Here is a 21,219-nt window from a genome sequence, read left to right as displayed (position 1 = left end):
CTACGCTCGCAAGACTTCCTGCAATGTTCTATCACCAATCTCAATCCTTCTTTCCCTTCTATCCAAAGGGGGGTACGATGTTGCTTCCGTTTCCCATTTATCTTAAAATTTTTGTTTGTCTGTGCATGGCTTTTCGTGTATATTCGAAAATCATTTCCCGAACACTTCAAATGCAGCTATGAGTGGCGAAATCGTACAAAAGCAAAAAGAAGCGCTCTTAAAAAAGATCGCTGAGCACAAAGCGCTATCCAAGCCTGTTTTGGATAAAGTGCGAAAAGCCAGTTCGCTTGAAGTAGTGATCATGTTTGATACGACGGGCAGTATGGATACGTACTTGTCCGAAGTGCAGGTTCACGTCCAGCTCATCGTGCGTGAAATTCGTAAACGAGTACCCGATGCACGTTTATCTGTTATCGTTTATAAAGATCACGAGCAGGGGCCATACGTTACCAAAACCCTGCCGCTGACGGATAAAGAAGAGGATGTGATTTCATTTCTACGTTCCCCGGCAATCGAACCCGGTGCCGGTGGCGGTGGTCCGGAAGCGGTCGAATGCGCACTGTTTGAGGCCAATCAACTTGATTGGTCGCCCGGTAATAAAGGAAAAGCTATTATTTTGATCGGCGATAAACCGCCTCATGGTGTGATGGATGGTTTTGAAGAATGTACGAGCCATCGTGATTACCGGGTTGAAACCAACCGTCTGATCGAAAAACATGTTAAAGTGTACACCGTGCTGTGTAATAATGTCGCGGAAACGCGTGCTAATTTTCAATGGCTTGCCGACAAAACCGGCGGTAAGTTTGTGACATTGGAAGCCATTCACGACTTGGTCAATCTGATAGTGGCCGTGAGCATCAAAGAATCCAACCCACTGCTGCTTCAGGCTTATACCGAAGAACTGCGGCAAAAAGGTATTCTCACGGACTCGAAAAGAAAATTACTTGAAAGTATTCGCTAATATGACACAAGATCCGATCTTTGCCGAACCCTCAAACGAAAACAACGATAATATCATACCTAAGAGCCGTATTCTGATCGTCGAAGACGATACAGCCGTACGCAATATGGTTACGGAGTTTTTGGGTAAACGTTCGTTTGAAATTCGCGAAGCTACCAATGGTGTCGAAGGTCTCCGTATTGCCATGACGGAAAAACCGGATGCGATACTCGTTGATATCATTATGCCGGAAATGGACGGACTTGAGATGATACGCCAGTTGCGTCAACATCCCGGTACTATGCTTATTCCTGTTATCGTGATGACGGCGGTCAGCAATCTCGAAACCAAAATAAATGTATTCAGAGCTGGCGGCGACGGCCTTCTGCAAAAACCGTTTGATTTACAGGAACTCGAAGTGCGCATTGATCGCGCAATTCAGATTTCCAGCAACTTCATGAAACTTACATACGTGGACGCTTTGACGGGTGTGTACAATCGCCGCTTGTTTGACGATCGTTTGCCGGTCGAACTGAACCGCTCCAAACGCTATAATCAACCTCTGGCGCTGGTGATGGTGGATATTGACCACTTCAAAAAATTCAACGATACGTACGGACACCGTGCCGGCGATTTTGTGCTCAATGCCGTCGGACAAACTATAAAAAAATCATTGCGAACACAGGATATCGTGTGCCGGTATGGCGGAGAAGAGTTTTGTATAATAATGCCTATGACGTTGAGCAAAGATGCGGCGATGGTAATGAGCCGCATACGATCCGATTTCCAGGATCGTTATTTTCACTCGCCGTACGATAAAACGGATTTCAACGTCAATATCAGTATCGGCGTAGCGCAGTATCCCAATGATTCCAACGAGGGTGATAACTTGGTACGATGTGCCGACGAAGCTTTGTACGAAGCCAAGGAAACCGGCCGCAATCGCGTGGTGATTTATAATCCGGCTTCGACGGTTTTCAAAAATCGTGTAAGTAAACTAAAGTTTTAGTTTTCCGATACCTTCACCGGGTTGATTTTTCGATCAACCTATTTCACCCATCACAAACGGTTTTTCTTTTTTAGATTTCAATGTCTGCATCGTCTTTGTTACGTCTTTCGGACTCACGATCAGTATCATGCCGACGCCAAGATTAAAAGTACGCACCATATCATCGTGCGGTACATTGCCTAAGCGGCGAATCAATCCGAAAATAGGCAACTCCTGCCAGGCCGACCAATCGATATGCATTTTCAGTTTTTTCGGAATGATGCGTTCCGTATTCTCTACAATACCGCCGCCCGTAATATGGGAAATACCTTTGATTTGAATTTTATCCATCACTGCAGAAACGGGTTTCAAATAACTTTTGTGCGTTTTCAATAATTCCTCAGCTACCGTGCAACCCAATTCTTCCACGTATTGCTCCAGTTTATACGTTTCCAGTAAAACCTTGCGGGCCAGCGAATAGCCGTTAGTATGCAAACCACTGGAATAAAGTCCGATCATGATATCGCCTTTGCGTATCGTGCGGCCATTGATCATGTTTTTTCGTTCGACGGCGCCGATGATCGTACCCGCCATATCGTATTCGTCATCCGCATAAAACCCGGGCATTTGCGCCGTTTCACCGCCGATAAGTGCACAGCCGTTATTTTTGCAGCCGCGCGTCAGACCGATGATGATATTGCGGATCACATCCGGATGTACTTTTCCAAGCCCGAGATAATCCAGAAAAAATAGCGGTTTGGCCCCGCAAGCTAAAATGTCGTTCACACAATGATTAACCAAATCTTCCCCGACGGTATCGTGCTGGCCGGTCATCACGGCAATTTTTAATTTGGTACCCACGCCATCCGCGCTCGAAACTAATACCGGGTCTTTATATTTACTCTTGGGAAAACGATAAAACCCTCCGAATAGGCCAATCTCCGAAAGTACATTGGCGTTGTACGTTTTTCGAACCATTTTTTTGATTTGATCTTTGGTCGAATTACCGGCGGCTATATCTACGCCGGCATCTTTGTATGTAATTACTTTGGACAAAAAAGTATCTCCATCTGTGTAAAAAACTCTCGTTGCGGGATTATACAAAAAAGCCAATACCAAAAACAACGATCAAAAAAACTCTTATTTGGTCACGGCGATTTTTACCGTACGTATTTCCTTTTTCCCGGAAGACGTTTTAGCCTGTACTTTTGCAAAATACACGCCGCTTTGAACGCGATCCAGATTCCAAACTACTTCATTATCCGTCTGAGCCAAACCGGGACCGTGAAGTGTCGTTACTAAATCACCGGCCAAATCAAAAATTTTAATTGATACTTTTGCCGATTCCGAAAGAAAATAACGTATTACCGTTCGTTCACCGCGCGTCGGATTGGGATAATTATAAACCGATCGGGCCGGCATGAGCACTCCCGTCGAGACCGAATCGGGCGTATTGCTTTCATTACTCAAGTGACTAAGTGAAAGATCACGTCCGTACTTTGGCCATTTTAGTGTTTGTAAAGTCAACGTCGCCGGTAAATCAAAATTATACACATACCCTTCAGCGGAAACGGAAACCATTTCCAAATCAAAATCTCCGTCCAGATCCGTTATCATAGGCGACGCGATTGCTTCATCACCGATCGTGAGCGGAAAACCGCCGATCTTCTCTCCACGAGCATTCACGGCATAGATGAGCCCATCCGAGCCCCCAATCAAAATATCGCATTGCCCGTCATTATCAATATCCGCTAAAAGCGGTGAGGAAATGATCTGATCCACCCGGTATGCATCACTGAGCCTTACGGGAAAATTATTTACCAACGCGCCATTATGGTTGAGTGCATATACAAAGTTTTCTACAGCAAAAACAATATCCGGATATTCATCTCCGTCTATGTCACCGATCACAGGCGGTGCCGAAATAACGGAAGGTAATTCATACGTAAACGGTGGTTCCGAATAAAACGGATGTATGTTTTTTCCGTTTGCTGCGATAATGGAATTGACGCCATTTTGATCCATATCGCCTGCTACCAGCCAAACAGAACCTGATGCAGGAACATATGCGTCCGACGTGAATGTCATATTGTTCAAATTGACTTTCGCAATATGTTGTCTTGTCGCTACAACCAAATAATCGTTTTCCAATCGCGCAATTGCTCTTATCGCCGAACTCAACGCCAGAGTAGCATCGAAAACTCCATTAGGATGTAAGATAATTATATTCCCCGTCGAAGTTCCGACGACAATTCGCCGATCGGGTAATACCATCGCGGAAGTTGTGATCGTCTGACCGGTAAGGTACACAAATAAAGTATCGGCTATTTTATCGTTATTACCATCGGTGCCACGCAGGGCAAAAATTTTACCGCTTTTAGTCGTAATGATGATTTCATCATAACCATCCTGATCCAAATCGGATATCGCCGGTCCACCGGCTACAGAATCATCAAGATTCGAAATCCACGCATACGCAAACTGAACTGAATCTTGGCCCAAACGATGATCCGTAATAGTCTGATCGCGATCTATCACTTCAGATCCATTCGCTTGCCAAACAAAAACCAAACCTTTTTCACTAACCGCTATGATTTCTTTTTGGGCGTCGCCCTGAATGTTACCCCATGTCAACCCGGCTTGAGGTATGGTGACGCCCGTATATTGAGGAAACCCATTTTGTTGAAGCGATGTTTGCAGATTAAATGCCATGACCGGTTGGCGCACACTGATACCGGTGATACGTACGCCGGTCGATGCGCGATCGTAAGTTAGTGCGGCCGGTACAGATTTAGAATCAAAAAACACCGAATCTGTTTTTTTATTGTAGAACCTAAACCCTTCATTACCGTGAAAGAAAAAATCATACTTATCTCCGGCACCGACGGTCGTTCCAAAAAAACTCTGAAAATTGCGCCCGATATCCTGCGAACCGGATCCTTCCACTACGCGAACACCGCGACGTTCGATATTATTATTGATCGCGTTATCACTGAGATTAGCCGCGATGACATTTTCATCCACATGCCATATCAACAAACCACTGCCTGGTAAAGCACTGTCGTATTCATCCACTTTGGTTATTACGCCGCTGACGGGTGAGCGCTCGACTCCCGTCATGTAAGCCGTGTCTATCTCATCAATCGTATTGTCCACATTATATATCGTGTCAATTCGAATTAATGTTTCCGGTGACAGGGTATTGGAAATAACGTCACGTTGCCTGTTTTCGATGAGATAGTATTCGGATGCCGAAACAGGAACTTTTAATATTACCGAATGCCCTGCCGTTTTACGAGACTGCAGTTGCGCATGGATAGTATCGGTAACAACGATGGGTTGCGCCCAACCCATATATATTTTAGTCCATGGATCAGGTTCGGCAGGGATCATGCCGTCACCGTTGACAGCACCTTGATCTTCGAGGCCAAAAACGCCAATGCCGGGCGTTCCCTGATCGGTATTAAACATATCCGGCATGCCGAGCGCACTGCCAAAATTGGCAATCAAAATACCGTTCAGCCCGATTTCACGAAAAACCTCAACACCTAAAACAGCATCGGTGAAATATTGACTTTCCGTTTCCGGAACGATGATGCCGGATTGGACGTGATGCGCACCGTTATTGACCGAAATTCCTCCGCTGTATTTTTGATCAACGACTGACGGTGTCACAAAACGTGAGGGTATATCGCGAGGTGTCGCATCTTCCAAGCTAAAATCCTGTCCGACTCCGGCATGAAAAACAATAACGTGGTCGTATTGTGAAAAATCAATGCCATCCGTGGTATCGGCCGTTGTTATCGCATCATGCAAAAGTTCAGCCAAAAGTTCGTCGCGTTCGTCGCGGGAAACGATACGACCATAATACTCCATCGTCCTTGAAAGATTATATGCGGCGGTGTCCCCATTCGGCTTTACGGTATAAGTAATATCCAGTGCGCCGTCCGATACATCATAAAAATAATTACGCATACTCAGCAAATGATCTTCGAAATAACGCTTGTCGTGGGGCGCCGGATCAATGCGTAGCGAGTCACGCAGATCCCGCAAATCAAAGCGGCCATTCCCTGTAGTTTGTCCGCTGTTATCCGCTTTAAATTGAACCCTTAGCGCTAAAACTCGGAGCGGACCGCTCGTTTTACTTTTGGAAGCGAAATCTTTTTTGGATGTGAAGGCGCGTTGCAGATTGGACTGCCCATGAACTCCGTAAAAAACACACAGGACGAAAAACAAAAAAACTTTTTTCATGATTTTTTAGAAATATTGATAGATATAAAAAAGCCGAATTCACGCGCGGAGAATTCGGCTCTGAACATACATTAAAAAATTGATATCAGAAACGAACGCCGATGCTGTAAAACTGCGACCCGTCTCTCGCATTGAAGCGTTCCGTCAAACCTGTAGAGTACGCAAAATCAATTTTGAATACATCATAACGAATACCTACACCAAATGTCAGATCATAAAGTTTACCGGCAAAATCAAGTGATGTACCCGTTCGCATAGCTACGAAATCCGAATAGGTGTATTCAGCTCCGATGTTATGTCCTAAACGATGCCATCCATTGTCAGCCCATGTTGTAAAGATCGCCGAGCGTGTAAAAAACTTAGAATTGCCGCTGATCAAAGGATCTGAACCGGTGCTGCGTCCGCGTACAATTTGGCGATTGATTTCGTAGGCGACAAGAACATTATTAAATTCGGATTGGTAGGCCGGATACGACACACCTAAACGCAAATTAGTCGGTAAGGGATCCGCTTGATCTTCATCCGCATAAGCGATGCTCGGACCGACATTGACAAGGCTCGCCCCGAAAGTAAGGTCTTCAACGAAAAAGTTTTTTTTCATCACGCCAATATCTATCGCAACGGAACTGCCGACGCCGTTTTGAACTTCAGCCGTATTATTGTCTGCCCCTTTTTTATTATCAAGACTGCTATAGATAAATTTGAAATTGCCGCCAATACCCCAATCTTCGGTCATTTTTGTAGCGTAGGTCACTCCGGTGGACAATTCGTAGCTATGAATCGTTCCGAGATCATCGCCGGCGGCATTGGTACGCTGTTGTTCGCCGATATTAAAATAGGTGAAGTTGTATCCGACAACGCCGATATCCGGCAAATACATAACAACAGAGCCGTAGTCATAAAAAAGATCACTGAGGTTGAACTGCGGCAACCAATTGACGTGCATAAACTGGACATCGCGAGGCGTTTCTTGCGTTGCAATAAATCCCAGTGCACCGGGATTGTAGTAAATGGCGTTGGCATCGTTAGCCGTTGATACACCGGTTTGGCCCATACCGTTGTGTCGTGCGCCCGGAGGTACAAGCAAAAAGAGAACTCCCGCTTCACTCGTCTGGGCTTGTGTTTCAAAAGAGCAAACGAACATCAAAAAAATCGCCGCAACAATGTTGCTATTTTTCAAACATGATACCTGCATATATTTCTTTTCTCCAATAAGATTCTTAGAAGTTAGTGTTGATTTTCCCTTTAGCAAAGTGTACTACGATAAACCTCCTGTAAGATAATAAATTTAAAAAAACCAATACAAAGAAATTTTCGTTTCTTTGACGTATAACAACAACCGGAAATAAGGCTGAGTGAGTTTTAATCAGATCGCTTTCGCGTCATTGAAACCGTAGCAATTGTCTGATCAAAATCTCCTTTCGTATAGAGGGGGTTAGGGGATCAAACACATGGAGAATATAGGGAACACGTATGTCGCTGTCAAACGATTTTTAACAAAAAAACCGCTTCGGATGGAAGCGGTTTTGTGAAGAGAGAGTATGCATTAAAATTCATATTCCAACCCAAAAACCGGTACGAACCCCCACTGGTAGGCTTTATCCTTTTTGTTTTCGATTTCATTCCAATAATACGAAGCTACATTTTTTTGATTGTACACATTCCATAGACTGATATACGTAATGAGATTACTTCCGCTCAATTGAAATCTCCGATCTGCGCGCAAGTTCATCGAATGATACACCGGATACCGTTTAGCATTAATCTGATTCACATCAAATACAGCTTGCTGCGCCGCTTCCGAAGCCGGCACGTTAAATGGTGTATAGGGCGCACCTCCGGCGATAATGAATCGTCCGCTGTACTCCCATTTTGCATTCGGTTTAAAGCCGCCTTCTATCCCCGCAATAAATCGGTTATCAAAAACGCGGTCGCGCCAACGATGATCGAGTCCTTTATACCGCGATTGATAGTAAGTACCGCTGATAATACCGTAAAAGCGTCGTGCTAATTTTTTTTGAATCGTAACTTCAATACCTATGACGCGTGCCTTGCCGTCATCATTTAGCGTAGCATGATCGTAAAAAAAACCGTTACGATATTGGATTTCATCCACCACAAAAAGGCCGGGTTGTGTCGGATCCATCGGCATATGATAATATTCTTTTAGATACCCTTCGACGGTCAGGCGTGTATCTTCGGAAAAACGGTGCCGCATTCCGGCAACATAGTGTACCGCATATGGATCGTTATTGTTTTTAAGAGCCTTATTCTGCGCTAAAAGATTTTTCGGTAAATTCTGATAATATATCCCCGCCGCTATTTGTGCAGATGTAGCCGTGGTCAATTCATATCCGACCGACACACGAGGCGATACGTGCCATCGCTGCGTATAGGAGAAATAGTCACCACGTGTACCGATTTGTGTTTCCAGTTTTTGAAACGGACGCATCGTATAGGTTGCAAAAAAACCGGTTTGAAATGTTTTTAGCTTATCATTTAGCGTCATTGAGGGTATCACATTACCCACCGGATCCGTATTGGCACCATACGCCTGATCGTAATGATTAACATCCGTTTTGGCATGCCAACCAAATTCTAAACTGTGAAAATTATTAAACCGATAAAACGCGGTCTGCCGGTATTGAATATAATTTTCACTGGACTTGTTTTTTATCAAAAGTGAATCCGTTCGGGCTGAATTAAAATCTGTTCCGAAGCGAATAGCGGAAAACGATACGACGCCTAAAGTATAACCTTTTTTATTCCACAGCCATCGCCACGTCAATCCGGTCGTATTTTGCAAGTGCGTCTCCTTGCCATAAGTAGGAATATCCAATTTTTTTCCCTGCTTTTTTGAAATGTTGTTTTCATCATAACCTGAAATATGGATCAAACTGAGTTGATGATTGTTTCCGACATCATATACTATTTTAGATTGCGCATCGGCATACCAAGGCGTCACATTAACATCTATCATTTTGGCAATGATATCCACATAACTGCGTCGGACGGAAAAAAGCCATGACCCTTTTTTGCCCGAGAATGGGCCTTCAAAAACACCGCCCGTTCCTCCAAAATTGAGATCCCATTGCCCGTCCATCGCATCACGATTGCCTTCGCGAAGACGTAAATCAAGAACGGATGATAGACGATCACCGTATGCGGATGAAAACCCGCCCGTCATAAAATTAACATCTTGTATCAAATCCACATTGAGGATACCGATGGCGCCGCCGCTGGACCCTTGCGTCGGAAAATGATTGATGTTAGGAATTTCAATCCCGTCCACAAAAAAAGCATTTTCGGTAGGGCTTCCTCCGCGAACAGCTAAACTGTTTTTTTGCTCATCCGTTTTTGCCACACTCGGAAGACCGGCGATGATACGACTTACATCACCGGCTGCCGCCGACGAACGACGCACTTCCTCCGACGAAAGATTGGTCGTACTGGTAGAAGCGGATTCCGTGGCGCTAAAATAATCGGCGTGCACTTCGATAGTTTCCCCTTCAACATCTTCCGGCAACAGTTCAATCAAAACTGGTGTGATACGCTGTTCACGGACAATCACATCCGGTTTGGTAAATACCGCATAACCGATATATTGCACGGAGAGGCTGTATGTTCCTGATGTCAGTTCTTTGATTTCAAAACTACCGTCCGTTTTTGTAACGGCACCCCGCGACGTCCCAACAATCCAAACATTAGCACCCGGCAATGTTTCTTTCGTTTCTTTGTCTATGATCAATCCCTTGATCGTACCACCCGGCGTTTGCCCTATAATCGAGCTACAATAAAAACAGGACCATAACAACAGGCTGCGTAAAATGCGCATCGTAAAATTCCTTTCCATACTTAAGTTCAACGCTTGAAAGTAATCTTACAGCCCTCTACATTGCCATACTGATAAATCAGTATTCCGGAGATTATGGAACTCAAAACACTATATGACGAATATTATGCGCTGCTTGATAGTTTGCCGATCGTTCCTCCCAAATCGGCTGACAAAATTATCGCCAAACACAAACGCCTGCTTGACCAACTGGATGTCGTCAACAGTGGCGCTATGTCCATTTTTGATTTACAGCGCAAGGAGCACATTTACCTTTCGTCCAAATACACTTCTCTTTTTGGGTATGATGTAAGTCGCGCCAATGCGGAGGGCAATGCCTACATGGATCACCATGTGCTGGACGAAGATTTGCCCAAACTGCTGCAAGCCGGTATTTATTTTATGCGTTTCGCCATGCATTTGGATGCGGCAGAACAGAAAAATTATAAAATGGTCACCTCATATCGCATTGTAAAATCAACCGGGGAAACCATTCCCGTGATTGAGCAGTACTCTTGTCTTGAAACGGATGCCCACGGCCACCTGTGGTTGGGATTGGGGGTGATGGATATGGCACCGCTCGAAGATGTACACAATCCTTTCACCGCGCGGGCACTTAATTTTAAAACCGGCGCATTATATCATTTTCCGCCCAAACAAGATATCGGTTCAACGCCGCTATCGGAACGCGAAAACGAAATACTCACACTCATCGCTCAAGGATTGATCAGCAAAGAGATCGCAGACAAGCTATATATCAGCGTTAATACCGTCAATACGCACCGCCAGCGTATCATTGAAAAGCTGAATGTCAGCAATACGTTTGAAGCTATCAGTTATGCCAAATCCGTAGGATTAATAAACTCACCGCAATAATACCGCCGGCAATCATGTTTTTAGCATGAACCGATGTAACAGGATTTTATGAGCTTATCAATTACACTCGAATTACGTCGCAAATTTTTTCATTTTTCGGCGGCGATAATACCCATCGGCTATTATCTGACCGATTACGCTACGGCCTTGTGGTGCATCGGTGCGCTGCTTGGCATCGCGATCGTTACCGAATATTTGCGATTATATATTCCGAGTTTTAGTGCGTTTTTCAATCGTTTTTTCGGTTCTATGCTGCGCGACGGAGAAACGGATCACTACAGCGGGGCTACCTTTTTACTCATCGCTTCATTTTTGGTAATCTTTGCATTTCACAAAGATGTGGCGGTCTTGTGTTTGTTGTTTTTGATATTTGGAGACGGTATGGCTGCGCTGATCGGTAAAACTATCGGTCGCACACGCCTTTTAGGTTTAGAAAAAACGCTTGAAGGCGCTTTGGCTTGTTTTGCTGTTTGTTTGGGGATAAGCTTTTTCTTCGGGCATCTGCCGCTTTCGGTTCGTATCGCCGGAGCCTTTACAGCTACCGTAGCCGAAATCATGCCCATGCGCACAAGCGATAACCTGCGCATTCCGATCATCAGCGGCAGTATCATGCAACTGATGGTGATTCAGATCCAGCAAAAACAACCGATATATTTGGAAGAGAAAGAGTTTGTATTGTCTTTTATAAACTATTTCAATTTGTACGGCAACGCCTAAACAAACGACACGCCGTCAATACCCTCAGGGATATCTTGTCCTAAAATTTTTAACATAGAAGGAAAGACATCGGCCGTACGCACATGATCGGCCGATATTGGAACACTCCAGCAAAAGGGCGTCATCATGTGTTCGCAATGCAGTGAACCGTGTGACGATTTATGTTCCGGGTTTTCCCATCGAAAGCGCAGATCATACCCGACCGTCGCCGAAAGCATCATATCTCCGCATCGGGGTGAATGGAAATTTTGTACGATCTGCACTAGCGCATCCGGGTAGTTCGTCTCAAATGTTCTTGCAAGCGCTTCATTTCGCGACATGGACGGCGGCAAAACTTCAAAACCAAACGGATCATTGCCTTCGATACGATACAGGATACGCTCATTTTCTTCTTTTATAAAACCCGTACCACGCCGGCTGTCAACGCGCGCTTCTCCGTTTTGCATGCGCGTTATCACCAGATCAACCGCTTCATGTTTTAAAAAATCATCCACCGGATTTATGGGGAAGCGTATTATGTCTTCATAAAAACACGGTTTTCGCCAATCTCCGTTTTTAAAATAAATGTGCACCATGCCATTGCCGGAAACTTGTGCCGACGCATCGGGATTCCACCGAAAAATATTGGTATAAAACAACGTTTTAAAACCAAGCGATGTTTCCATATAAACCGGCACATCAAAATGCGTATGAGTTTGCGAAAGACCGTGGTCGCTGCATATGGCGATGACGGTTTGATCGTATTGTCCGGCGGACTTTAGTTTTCTGACTATGGCCGCAATGCCGCGATCCGCTCGTTCATATGCCGCTAGGACGCGTTCGTGATGAGGAAACGTATTATGCGAAATACCATCGACACCGGGTAATGCCAGAAACCGAAACGCCGTGGGTTCATCCAACGTTTTCATGCATACTTCAAACGCCGCATCGTCTACCGGTTCGTATATCCCATTACTGTGTGCCCGTGCGATCATCCATGCTTTTTTCAGCGGACCGCGATTGTTGTTTTTTGGAATTCCGCGTGTGATCGGGCCGAATATGTTAATCGGATTCTCGGTGAGATCGAATATTGTTTTAATATTGGGGTTAATATCCCGGTTCATAAAAAACCCTTCCCATCCGCAATAACTACGGAAGCGATGCGGATTCCAAAAAGGTTTCTCGGCAAAGGCCGTTTTATCAAACCAGCGAATACCCGGTAAATTGGCTTTGCCGGGGAAACAACCTGTCAGAAATGGGACGTAAGCAGGGCCTGTGGTGGACGTGAAAACTGTGGTCATGCGACGGTAAGCGCCGCGGGCTACAATGTGCTCCTGAATCGCCGGCAGACGGCCCTCGGCAAGAAGGCGTTCAAAGACATCGTATCGTGCGCCGTCTATCAAAATCAAAATAATCGAACGAATATGTTTGATCTCCTATAAAATAAAAGCTGCGCCAAAGCCGATCTGTAGGACGAATTACAGACGGATTTTGGGCAGCTTAAACATTCATTTAACTAAATCGAAATGGCAAACACAAGCAATAAGGCCATCGCAATCGCTGATCCCATAGCGACTTTTTGAGTTTTACTAAAACGATCCGAGCCTTTACTGGCAAGCTCAATCGTATTGATATTTTGTATCGGCACTTCGAGATTGCGGTACTGTTTGTCTCGCGCATCATAATATTCGAACAGCACGGCCTTATCGGACTCGGCGGATTTCAGATAACCCGTCTCCTCAATCAATTCTTCACGGCTTATATAAAACTGCATACGAACGGCAAATTTCTTATCTAAAAAGCGTTCCCTCAACAAGTCCATCGTAATTTCTTTACGTTTATAAGACGTTTGTTGGGTAGCAGCGCATGCGACAAGATTTAATAGTATGAATACAAATATACCGTTTAAAAAAAGGCGCATGCGTCTCCTGTTTTATTTTTCCTGCGCTTCCACCACGGCGATAGCCGTCATATTGACGATATCGTTGACTTCGCAACCGCGCTGCAAGACGTGCACGGGATAACGGAGTCCCATAAGGATCGGGCCGATGGTTTCTGCGCCGCCCAGCTTTTGGAGTAATTTATATGCGGCGTTGGCTGATTGCAACTCCGGAAATACAAGCACGTTGGCGCCGCCTTTGAGGGTACTGAACGGATAGTCTTTTTCAAGTATGGTCGCATCCACCGCCGTGTCCGCCTGCATTTCACCGTCCACCATGAGTTTGGGTTCACGTTGGCGAACTATTTCAACGGCCTTGCGTACTTTTTCCGCATGCGGATGACGTGCACTGCCAAAATTACTAAAACTGATCATGGCGACACGCGGCTCGGTATTAAACCGACGCGCCACGCGAGCGCTGACGATGGCAATCTCTGCCAGTTCTTCCACACTCGGATCAATATTGACCGTCGCATCGGCGATAAAATAAATCTGATTTTTTATGATCAGCATATACAAACCGCTGACGCTTGATATACCTTCTTCCATTTCGACGATCTGGAGCGCGGGGCGAATCGTATCCGGATAATGCTGCGACACGCCCGCAATGAGCGCATCGGCGGCACGCAAGCGCACCATCATCGAACCGTACGTCGTATAGTTTCGTATCGCATTGCGCGCTTCCGTGAGGGTTGCACCTTTTCGCTGACGCATCGCGTAATATTTCTCTACATACGACAGGTAATTATCCGACGTCGAGGGATGTATGATCTCCGCACCGCTGATATTGACGCCGAGTTCAGCAGCCGTTTTTTCGATCAGCTCGCGACGCCCCAAAAGTATGGGTTTGGCGATACCTTCTTCTAAAATAATATGCGCCGCCCGTAAGATTTTTTCATGCGCGCCTTCCGGGAATACCACGCGTTTAGGATGTTTGCGTGCCGTATGGATCATGGTACGCATCACTTCACGAGATTTGCCAAGACGTCGCTCTAAAAGTTCCTTATACTCTTCGATATTCACTTTGATGCGCGCCACACCCGACTCCATCGCCGCTTGTGCGACGGCCGCCGCTTCCCAAATCAGCACACGGTAATCAAACGGTTTGGGAATCACATACTCCCGACCAAATCGAAGCCGCTCATCACCGTAGGCTTTAGATACGGAATCCGGAACGTCTTCTTTGGCTAACTTAGCCAGCGCCATCGCGGCCGCGCGCTTCATTTCTTCATTGATCGTGGTTGCGCGTACGTCCAATGCGCCGCGAAAAATGAACGGGAAGCCCAAAACATTATTGACCTGATTGGGATAGTCAGATCGTCCGGTTGCGACGATCGCATCAGGCCGTGCGGCCTTGGCGTCATCATACGTGATCTCCGGATCCGGGTTGGCCATCGCAAAAATGATGGGATCACGAGCCATCGTTTTAACCATGTCTTGGGTCAATACATTCGCCACGGACAATCCGGCAAATACATCGGCGCCTTTGAGTGCGTCCGCTAATGTGCGAAGCGGCGTATCGTTGGCCAAAACTTCTTTGTATTTATTCATACCCTCTTTGCGTCCTTTATACACGACGCCTTTGGTATCGCAAAGAATCAGATTTTCCGGTTTCACACCCAAGCTAATATAAAAATTGGCGCACGCGATTCCTGAAGCTCCCGCACCGTTAACGACGACGCGCACTTCATCCATACGTTTGCCTACAAGTTCCGTCGCATTGAGCAATGCCGCTCCGGAGATGATCGCTGTCCCGTGTTGATCGTCATGAAACACGGGGATTTTCATCGTTTTTTTGAGTGTTTCTTCGATTTCAAAACATTCCGGCGCTTTGATATCTTCAAGATTGATACCGCCAAATGTCGGCTCGAGAATCTGACAGACACGGATGATTTCGTCCACTTTTTTAGTATCCAGTTCGATATCAAAAACGTCAATATCGGCAAACCGCTTGAATAGCACACCTTTGCCTTCCATCACCGGTTTACCGGCTAAAGCGCCGATATCTCCGAGCCCCAACACCGCTGTTCCATTGGAAATGACGGCGACTAAATTCCCTTTAGCCGTGTAGTTATAAGCGTCTTCAGGGTTTTTTTCGATCTCTAAACATGGCACAGCCACACCGGGACTGTATGCGATGGATAGATCACGCTGGGTCGAGCAGGGTTTGGTCGGGACAACTTCGATTTTCCCTTTACGCCCCTGGGCATGAAATTCGAGAACTTCTTCTTTGGAAATCATGGTACTCACTTTGGTTTACACGAATCAGTTGGCACTCCACGGCGGCGTAATTCCATTCGCACGCGCGTACGCTATAAGCTGGCCAAGGTGTTCATGTTGATGATTCATTGCCGTAAAAAGTACATTGCGAATGGTGGCGTCTTTGCCGCCGAAAAATTTTACTGTCTTATCCATGTCGGCATCGCTCATGTTTAACACCGTGTTGCGCACCAGTGCAAACGAAGCTTTAATCGTTTCCGTGGCTTTTTTGGGGTCGGCATTTTTTTCAAAATTCTCGTTCATCGGTGTATCGGATTTGACGCCGATAAATCCGAGTAAAAAATAATTTCCCCCGGCACAATGCATCAGTACTTCACCGATGGATCGTACGCCTTCAGCGGGACGGTACCCGTATTTATCCGCAGGAATGGTGTTCGCCATATCCGTGTATTTCTTTTCCATTTGATCCAAATGCATGAGAAATTCGGCTCGAAAACCGGCGGCGGGCGTTTTTTTATCCTGGGCGTAAAGCGACGCGGATAAATTCAATGCAGCTAATAATAATACGATACGCATGGTCAGACTCCTTTGGTTAATAGTAAGACCGCGTAAAGTACAAGGATTTAGAAATAAAACAAACATTTCGAAAAGATTAAGTTACACTTTTCTGAATGTGCCAATATCCCCTACAATCGCAGATGAATGAATGACAAAAATCATGTTCTGTGGAATTGATTTTATAACGATTTGAGAGAGTAAGATAAGTTCTACGTTCAGTTCAACGTAAGCGGGTAAATTATATTTGGATTTGTAACATTGAGATTGGATATGTAGTGATATTTAAATTTCTTGTATTCAGGTATAAACCACACAACCCTTTTCGCGTAATGCTTCGACTACAGGATTGTTTTCTTTGATTTCATTCCAACGCAAATCCAGTTTATAGAGATGCGGTAGTCGGGTTAAAGACCCCGGTAAGTCTTTTAAGCAGTTTTGTCGAAGATCAAGATCAGCCAAACGAACTAAGTCACCGATCATTTTCGGCAATTCGTATAGACAGTTATTTCGCAAATTAAGTTCTACTAAACTCTTCAGCTTCGCCAGCACCGACGGTAATTCTTTTAATTCATTATTTTGTAAAAAAAGTTTTCTCAATAACGATAAGCCGCCCAAACCATCCGGTAATTTGGTCAATTGATTATTTTGCAAATGCAGTTCGCGAAGCGCTGGCCATCCGTTCCACCGAATATCCATGTTCTCAATACGATTATCGCTTGCTCGCAATTCGACTAGCGAAGTAAGTTCCCCAATTGAAGTCGGTAACCCACTAAATGAATTCTCTGATATATTTAGATACCGGAGGTTGGTTAGTTTTTTTAATGTTTGCGGGAAATCGGTCAAATTGTTATCTGTGAGATAGAGAAATTGCAAAGCGCTCAAATCACCGATTTCATCGGGTATTTCATCCAGTTCATTGTGTCCGAGATCAAGCATTTCAAGACAGGGAAGTTCACCGATCAAAGAGGAGAGGGTGTCAATACGATTATCACCAAAATTGAGTCTTCGTAAGTTTTTAAGCTTAAAAATACTTTCGGGAATTTTAGTTAAATCGTTTTGATAAAAGCTCGCATCGGTGAGCTGAGGGCAGAATTCAAAACGATCGGGCAACGAAGTAAGATTGCTTTTATGAAGATGCAAAACCCTGAGATCGCGGAATGAAAAAATTTCATTCGGAAACGTGTTCAGGTTTTCGCGCTTATATCCGATCATTGTTTATTTGGGCAAAAGTAATACAGCGACGACACCCCCGATCAAGGCGCATGCGATCACTCCGCCGATGATCAGTTTTTTGGGCGTAAACGGTGATTGCTTTTTTTGTTCCTCGGCGTGACGTCCTATACTTTCACCAGATGCTTTGACACTGTAGATGGCTGATTTAGGAACTTCTATGTTTTTATAAGTGTCAGTAGCCGTATCAAAGACATATAATAAAATATGATCCGGCTTGAATGATGCCCGCAAATAGCATAGGGTTTTGCGTATACCATCGCCGTCTTTATATCGTACTTCATATACTGTATTGGGTGACGCCATTAATGCCGCCAAATTCAGAGGATCTTTTTCTTGCGCCAAACCGTTAAATACCCAAAACCAAACAACCATCACGCTGTAAACAGACTTCTTCAGCATAACGCGCTCCAGTATAAGTGATACAATGAATGTGTGGATTCGTTAAGACAATATCAAGTTTCGGGTTGGTATAACCAATGAAATGCACTATGATGAATCGTGTGATCAATGGACTATGATCTTTTGACATAGAATGGTACTTGTGCCGGTTATTCATTCGACTTATCTTTGACCTTTAAATTATTTAAAAAGCCACGTATGGACTACGCTCTATTTTCGATTTTTTTTGTAACCACTTTTTTGATGGCGTTATCGCCGGGTCCGGCGGTTTTTCTCATTATGAGTCAGGGCATGAAGTTTGGCGTGCGCGGAAGCATGCTGGGTGCGCTGGGTATTGAGGTAATGAATGCGCTGTATTTTTTTATTTCGGCTCTTGGTCTAAGCGCCGCTTTGCTTGCTTTTCCTGTTATATTTCAAGTTCTAAAATGGGGCGGCATCGGATATCTCATATTTATGGGCATCAAAATACTGATCACGGCCAAACCTCGCCCTATGCAAACGGTTCAAGTTGAAGCTGATAAAAAATTATTCAGCCAAGGCATCATTACACAAGCGGCCAATCCCAAGGCGGTGATTTATTTTGGATCCATGTTACCGCAATTTATCGCTCCGGACAAATCCATTGCTTTACAATTTACTGTTTTAGCTGTTGTAGGTTGTGTCATGGAGTTTATCATCCTGTCGGCGTATGGATGGATTGCTCATAAAGGTGCACAATTTTTACCCGGACCGCGAGCCGTACTCTGGCAAGACCGTATTGCGGGAATTTGTTTACTGACCGTAGCGTTGGTTCTTATTACCAAATAAACTTTATCGGAGATCATCATCGGAAATTCATCACACCGTCTGAAAACGCTTTTGGCCTTTGCGGCTATTTATTTCATTTGGGGTTCAACGTATCTCGGCATTAAGTATGCGATCGAAACGATCCCGCCATTTTTGATGGCCGGTATTCGAAATTTTTCACCGGGTTTATTTTTGTTCATCGTATTAAAACTTCGCGGTGAACCCTCACCGGAACGTTCACACTGGCGTGACGCCTCGATCATCGGCGCTTTGCTTCTGCTTGGTGGAAATGGTCTTGTGACCTGGGCCGAATCGTACGTGCCGTCCGGCTTAGCCGCTTTGCTTGTAGCAACCGTGCCTCTATGGATGTCCGTGATCAATGGATTTTACGGTGATAAGCTAATGCCTACGCGCCGCGAAATCGTAAGTATTCTTCTTGGTTTATGCGGTTTGGCCGTCTTGATCGGACCTGAGGAAATTATTGGCGGCGGTAGAATCCACACCTTAGGCGCATTCGCTTTGATTGCAGCCACGCTCCTTTGGTCATTTGGTTCGCTTTTTTCACGACGTGCTCATTTGCCAAGCTCACCGATGATGACGGTGTCTATAGAGATGATGGTCGGCGGTGGGTTATTGCTCATTCTTGCCGTATTTACCGGGGACTGGTATTCCGTACAATGGAGCGCCGTATCACAAAAATCCATTCTTGCTGTTATTTATTTATGCGTTTTTGGCTCGCTGCTTGGGTTTACAGCGTATATTTGGCTTCTCAAACACGTTGCCCCCAATAAAGTAGCAACGTATGCGTATGTCAACCCCATCGTAGCCGTTTTGCTGGGTGCCTTGATGGGCGGCGAGGAATTGACCGTGCGAACTTTGGTATCTGCCGGTATTATTATTTTGGCCGTAGTTTTGATGACGATCAAACGAACAACAACAGCACAAGAAATAAAGAGTTAGTTTTACCAAGAAATTTATTTCGTTCCGAGTGCGATGGCATTAATATTGCGCAACACCATACTCACGCTACATATACTGTTTTAACGTTTACAAATTCGCGTATGCCATACAAACCCAATTCTCTTCCCAATCCGGATTCTTTGATGCCGCCAAATGGTAATCTCGGATCTGAGCGCACAAACGCATTAACGAAACACGAACCGGCTAAAAGATGATCCTTGGCTAATTTTTCACCGCGCTCGACGTCGGAAGTAAATACGGCTGCGCCAAGCCCGTACATCGTATCATTGGCTATCGCGATAGCTTCTGTTTCATTTTCCGAACGGATTATAGTAGCCACAGGTCCAAACGTCTCTTCATGATATAAAGCCATTCCTTTTTTTACATCGGTAATTACCGTACAAGGATAAAAGAAACCCGCTCTTTCCGGTATCTCACCACCTAGTATTACATGGGCGCCTTCTTGTTTTCCTGTTAGAACTTGCGAATGAAGTTTTTCACGTAAATCGTTTCGCGCGATCGGCCCGATATCGTAATTACCCTCCTGCGGATCACCATACGTTTTTATTTTCATCGTCTGCACAAATTGCTCCACAAAATCATCATAGACCGGTGCTGTGACGATAAATCGTTTGGCCGCGATGCAACTTTGACCGCTATTGATGAGGCGTGAAGTGACACAAGCGTCCACGGTTGTCTCCAAATTCGCATCTTCTAAAATGATGTACGGATCACTCCCTCCAAGCTCAAGTACGCATTTTTTTAAATTTCGCCCGGCCAAACCCGCGACCGACTTTCCCGCGGCTGTACTGCCGGTGAGCGTCACCGCCGCGATACAAGGATTAGAAATAACATCTTCGATTACATCAGGCTGAACATGAATCACGGAGTACAATCCTTGCGGTGCGCCGGCTTCGGATACCAATCGGGCAATGGCCTCCGCACATCCCGAAACATTCGGTGCATGTTTGAGTATGATCGTGTTACCCGCCATCCATGTCGGCGCTGCAAATCGCAACACCTGCCACAACGGAAAATTCCATGGCATGATGCCCAGTACCACACCTAGTGGAGAAAAACAAACGTAACTTTTTTTCGCTTCGGTGGGAATATCGTTTGGTTTGAGAAAAGTTTCTGCGTTTTCGGCATAATACCTGCAAACCCATGCACATTTGTCGGCTTCGGCTAACCCCTGCGTTATCGGCTTACCCATTTCCAACGCCATCAGCCGTGCCAAATTTTCTCTCTCACGAAGCAATCCGTCTGAAATTTTATTCAACAGATTCGCGCGCTCGGTAAAACTTGTTCGGGACCACAAAATAAATCGCTCATGAGACTGGCGGATCATCCGGTTGAGCTTGTCCTTATCTGTTTCTGTATAACTTTGTATTTTTTTACCGTTGGATGGATTGATACTGATAAATGGTAACATATTTTTTGTGCGTTTTAGTTCTTGATAAAGCCGTCATTCAGCTTTAAATTTTAAAGCTTTTTTCTCACTAAACAAACAATTTACTGCCGTTATAAATACTAGCCTACGC

At 45.0% G+C, this 21,219-nt stretch carries 17 protein-coding genes; 6 read left to right on the top strand and 11 right to left on the bottom strand.

From position 1 onward, the window contains the following. Positions 1-178 precede the first annotated feature (178 nt). Both HUU58_10050 and HUU58_10045 read left to right on the top strand, forming a co-directional pair. Entirely contained in the window at positions 179-961 is a 783-nt protein-coding gene (locus HUU58_10050; GenBank protein ID NUN46012.1) for a VWA domain-containing protein, read from the top strand. Further along, a complete protein-coding gene (locus tag HUU58_10045) occupies positions 945-1,949 on the top strand; it encodes a diguanylate cyclase (protein ID NUN46011.1) in 1,005 nt (334 codons plus the stop codon). The genes HUU58_10050 and HUU58_10045 overlap by 17 nt, the downstream gene beginning before the upstream one ends. Positions 1,950-1,982: 33 nt before the next feature. On the opposite strand, the gene HUU58_10040 is transcribed toward HUU58_10045, so the two are convergent. The 4 genes from HUU58_10040 to HUU58_10025 all read right to left on the bottom strand — a co-directional run bounded on the left by HUU58_10040 (position 1,983) and on the right by HUU58_10025 (position 10,014). Beyond that, complete coding sequence (locus tag HUU58_10040) at positions 1,983-2,972, bottom strand: phosphoribosylformylglycinamidine cyclo-ligase (GenBank protein ID NUN46010.1); 990 nt, start codon at positions 2,970-2,972, stop codon at positions 1,983-1,985. A gap of 96 nt (positions 2,973-3,068) precedes the next feature. After that, positions 3,069-6,179, bottom strand: coding sequence for a T9SS type A sorting domain-containing protein (locus tag HUU58_10035; GenBank protein ID NUN46009.1), 3,111 nt, complete (start codon positions 6,177-6,179; stop codon positions 3,069-3,071). An 85-nt stretch (positions 6,180-6,264) separates the two neighbouring features. Further along, positions 6,265-7,359, bottom strand: coding sequence for a PorV/PorQ family protein (locus tag HUU58_10030; GenBank protein ID NUN46008.1), 1,095 nt, complete (start codon positions 7,357-7,359; stop codon positions 6,265-6,267). A gap of 366 nt (positions 7,360-7,725) precedes the next feature. After that, complete coding sequence (locus HUU58_10025; protein NUN46007.1) at positions 7,726-10,014, bottom strand: TonB-dependent receptor; 2,289 nt, start codon at positions 10,012-10,014, stop codon at positions 7,726-7,728. A 93-nt stretch (positions 10,015-10,107) separates the two neighbouring features. On the opposite strand from HUU58_10025, the gene HUU58_10020 reads away from it, so the two are divergent. Both HUU58_10020 and HUU58_10015 read left to right on the top strand, forming a co-directional pair. Next, positions 10,108-10,887: a helix-turn-helix transcriptional regulator gene (locus HUU58_10020; protein NUN46006.1), complete on the top strand. Its 780-nt coding sequence runs from the start codon at positions 10,108-10,110 to the stop codon at positions 10,885-10,887. 48 nt (positions 10,888-10,935) lie between these two features. Further along, the gene (locus HUU58_10015) at positions 10,936-11,604 is read left to right on the top strand and encodes a hypothetical protein (GenBank protein NUN46005.1); all 669 of its coding nucleotides are present in this window, start codon (positions 10,936-10,938) and stop codon (positions 11,602-11,604) included. Here the strand turns inward: HUU58_10015 and HUU58_10010 are convergent. From HUU58_10010 to HUU58_09985, 6 genes are all read right to left on the bottom strand, one after another. Then, the gene (locus tag HUU58_10010; GenBank protein ID NUN46004.1) at positions 11,601-12,992 is read right to left on the bottom strand and encodes an alkaline phosphatase family protein; all 1,392 of its coding nucleotides are present in this window, start codon (positions 12,990-12,992) and stop codon (positions 11,601-11,603) included. The two genes, HUU58_10015 and HUU58_10010, sit on opposite strands and share 4 nt — an antisense overlap. A 107-nt stretch (positions 12,993-13,099) precedes the next feature. Then, entirely contained in the window at positions 13,100-13,504 is a 405-nt protein-coding gene (locus HUU58_10005; GenBank protein ID NUN46003.1) for a hypothetical protein, read from the bottom strand. A 12-nt stretch (positions 13,505-13,516) separates the two neighbouring features. After that, positions 13,517-15,763: an NADP-dependent malic enzyme gene (locus tag HUU58_10000; GenBank protein NUN46002.1), complete on the bottom strand. Its 2,247-nt coding sequence runs from the start codon at positions 15,761-15,763 to the stop codon at positions 13,517-13,519. Between the two features lie 24 nt (positions 15,764-15,787). Then, positions 15,788-16,318, bottom strand: coding sequence for a DinB family protein (locus HUU58_09995; GenBank protein ID NUN46001.1), 531 nt, complete (start codon positions 16,316-16,318; stop codon positions 15,788-15,790). Between the two features lie 279 nt (positions 16,319-16,597). Continuing rightward, positions 16,598-17,512: a leucine-rich repeat domain-containing protein gene (locus HUU58_09990; GenBank protein ID NUN46000.1), complete on the bottom strand. Its 915-nt coding sequence runs from the start codon at positions 17,510-17,512 to the stop codon at positions 16,598-16,600. 3 nt (positions 17,513-17,515) lie between these two features. Continuing rightward, a complete protein-coding gene (locus HUU58_09985; GenBank protein NUN45999.1) occupies positions 17,516-17,932 on the bottom strand; it encodes a hypothetical protein in 417 nt (138 codons plus the stop codon). 198 nt (positions 17,933-18,130) lie between these two features. On the opposite strand from HUU58_09985, the gene HUU58_09980 reads away from it, so the two are divergent. Together HUU58_09980 and HUU58_09975 are read left to right on the top strand one after the other, a co-directional pair. Next, positions 18,131-18,739: a LysE family translocator gene (locus tag HUU58_09980; protein NUN45998.1), complete on the top strand. Its 609-nt coding sequence runs from the start codon at positions 18,131-18,133 to the stop codon at positions 18,737-18,739. Between the two features lie 51 nt (positions 18,740-18,790). Beyond that, complete coding sequence (locus HUU58_09975) at positions 18,791-19,678, top strand: EamA family transporter (GenBank protein NUN45997.1); 888 nt, start codon at positions 18,791-18,793, stop codon at positions 19,676-19,678. A gap of 61 nt (positions 19,679-19,739) precedes the next feature. Here HUU58_09975 and HUU58_09970 read toward each other — a convergent pair whose 3' ends face one another. Then, entirely contained in the window at positions 19,740-21,110 is a 1,371-nt protein-coding gene (locus tag HUU58_09970; GenBank protein NUN45996.1) for an NAD-dependent succinate-semialdehyde dehydrogenase, read from the bottom strand. Positions 21,111-21,219: the final 109 nt, after the last annotated feature.

The organism is bacterium, from assembly GCA_013360215.1.
In the GTDB taxonomy this organism is placed as follows: domain Bacteria; phylum CLD3; class CLD3; order SB21; family SB21; genus JABWCP01.
Note: the sequence above shows the minus strand (reverse complement) of the source record. Positions and strands in the feature narration are given on the sequence as shown.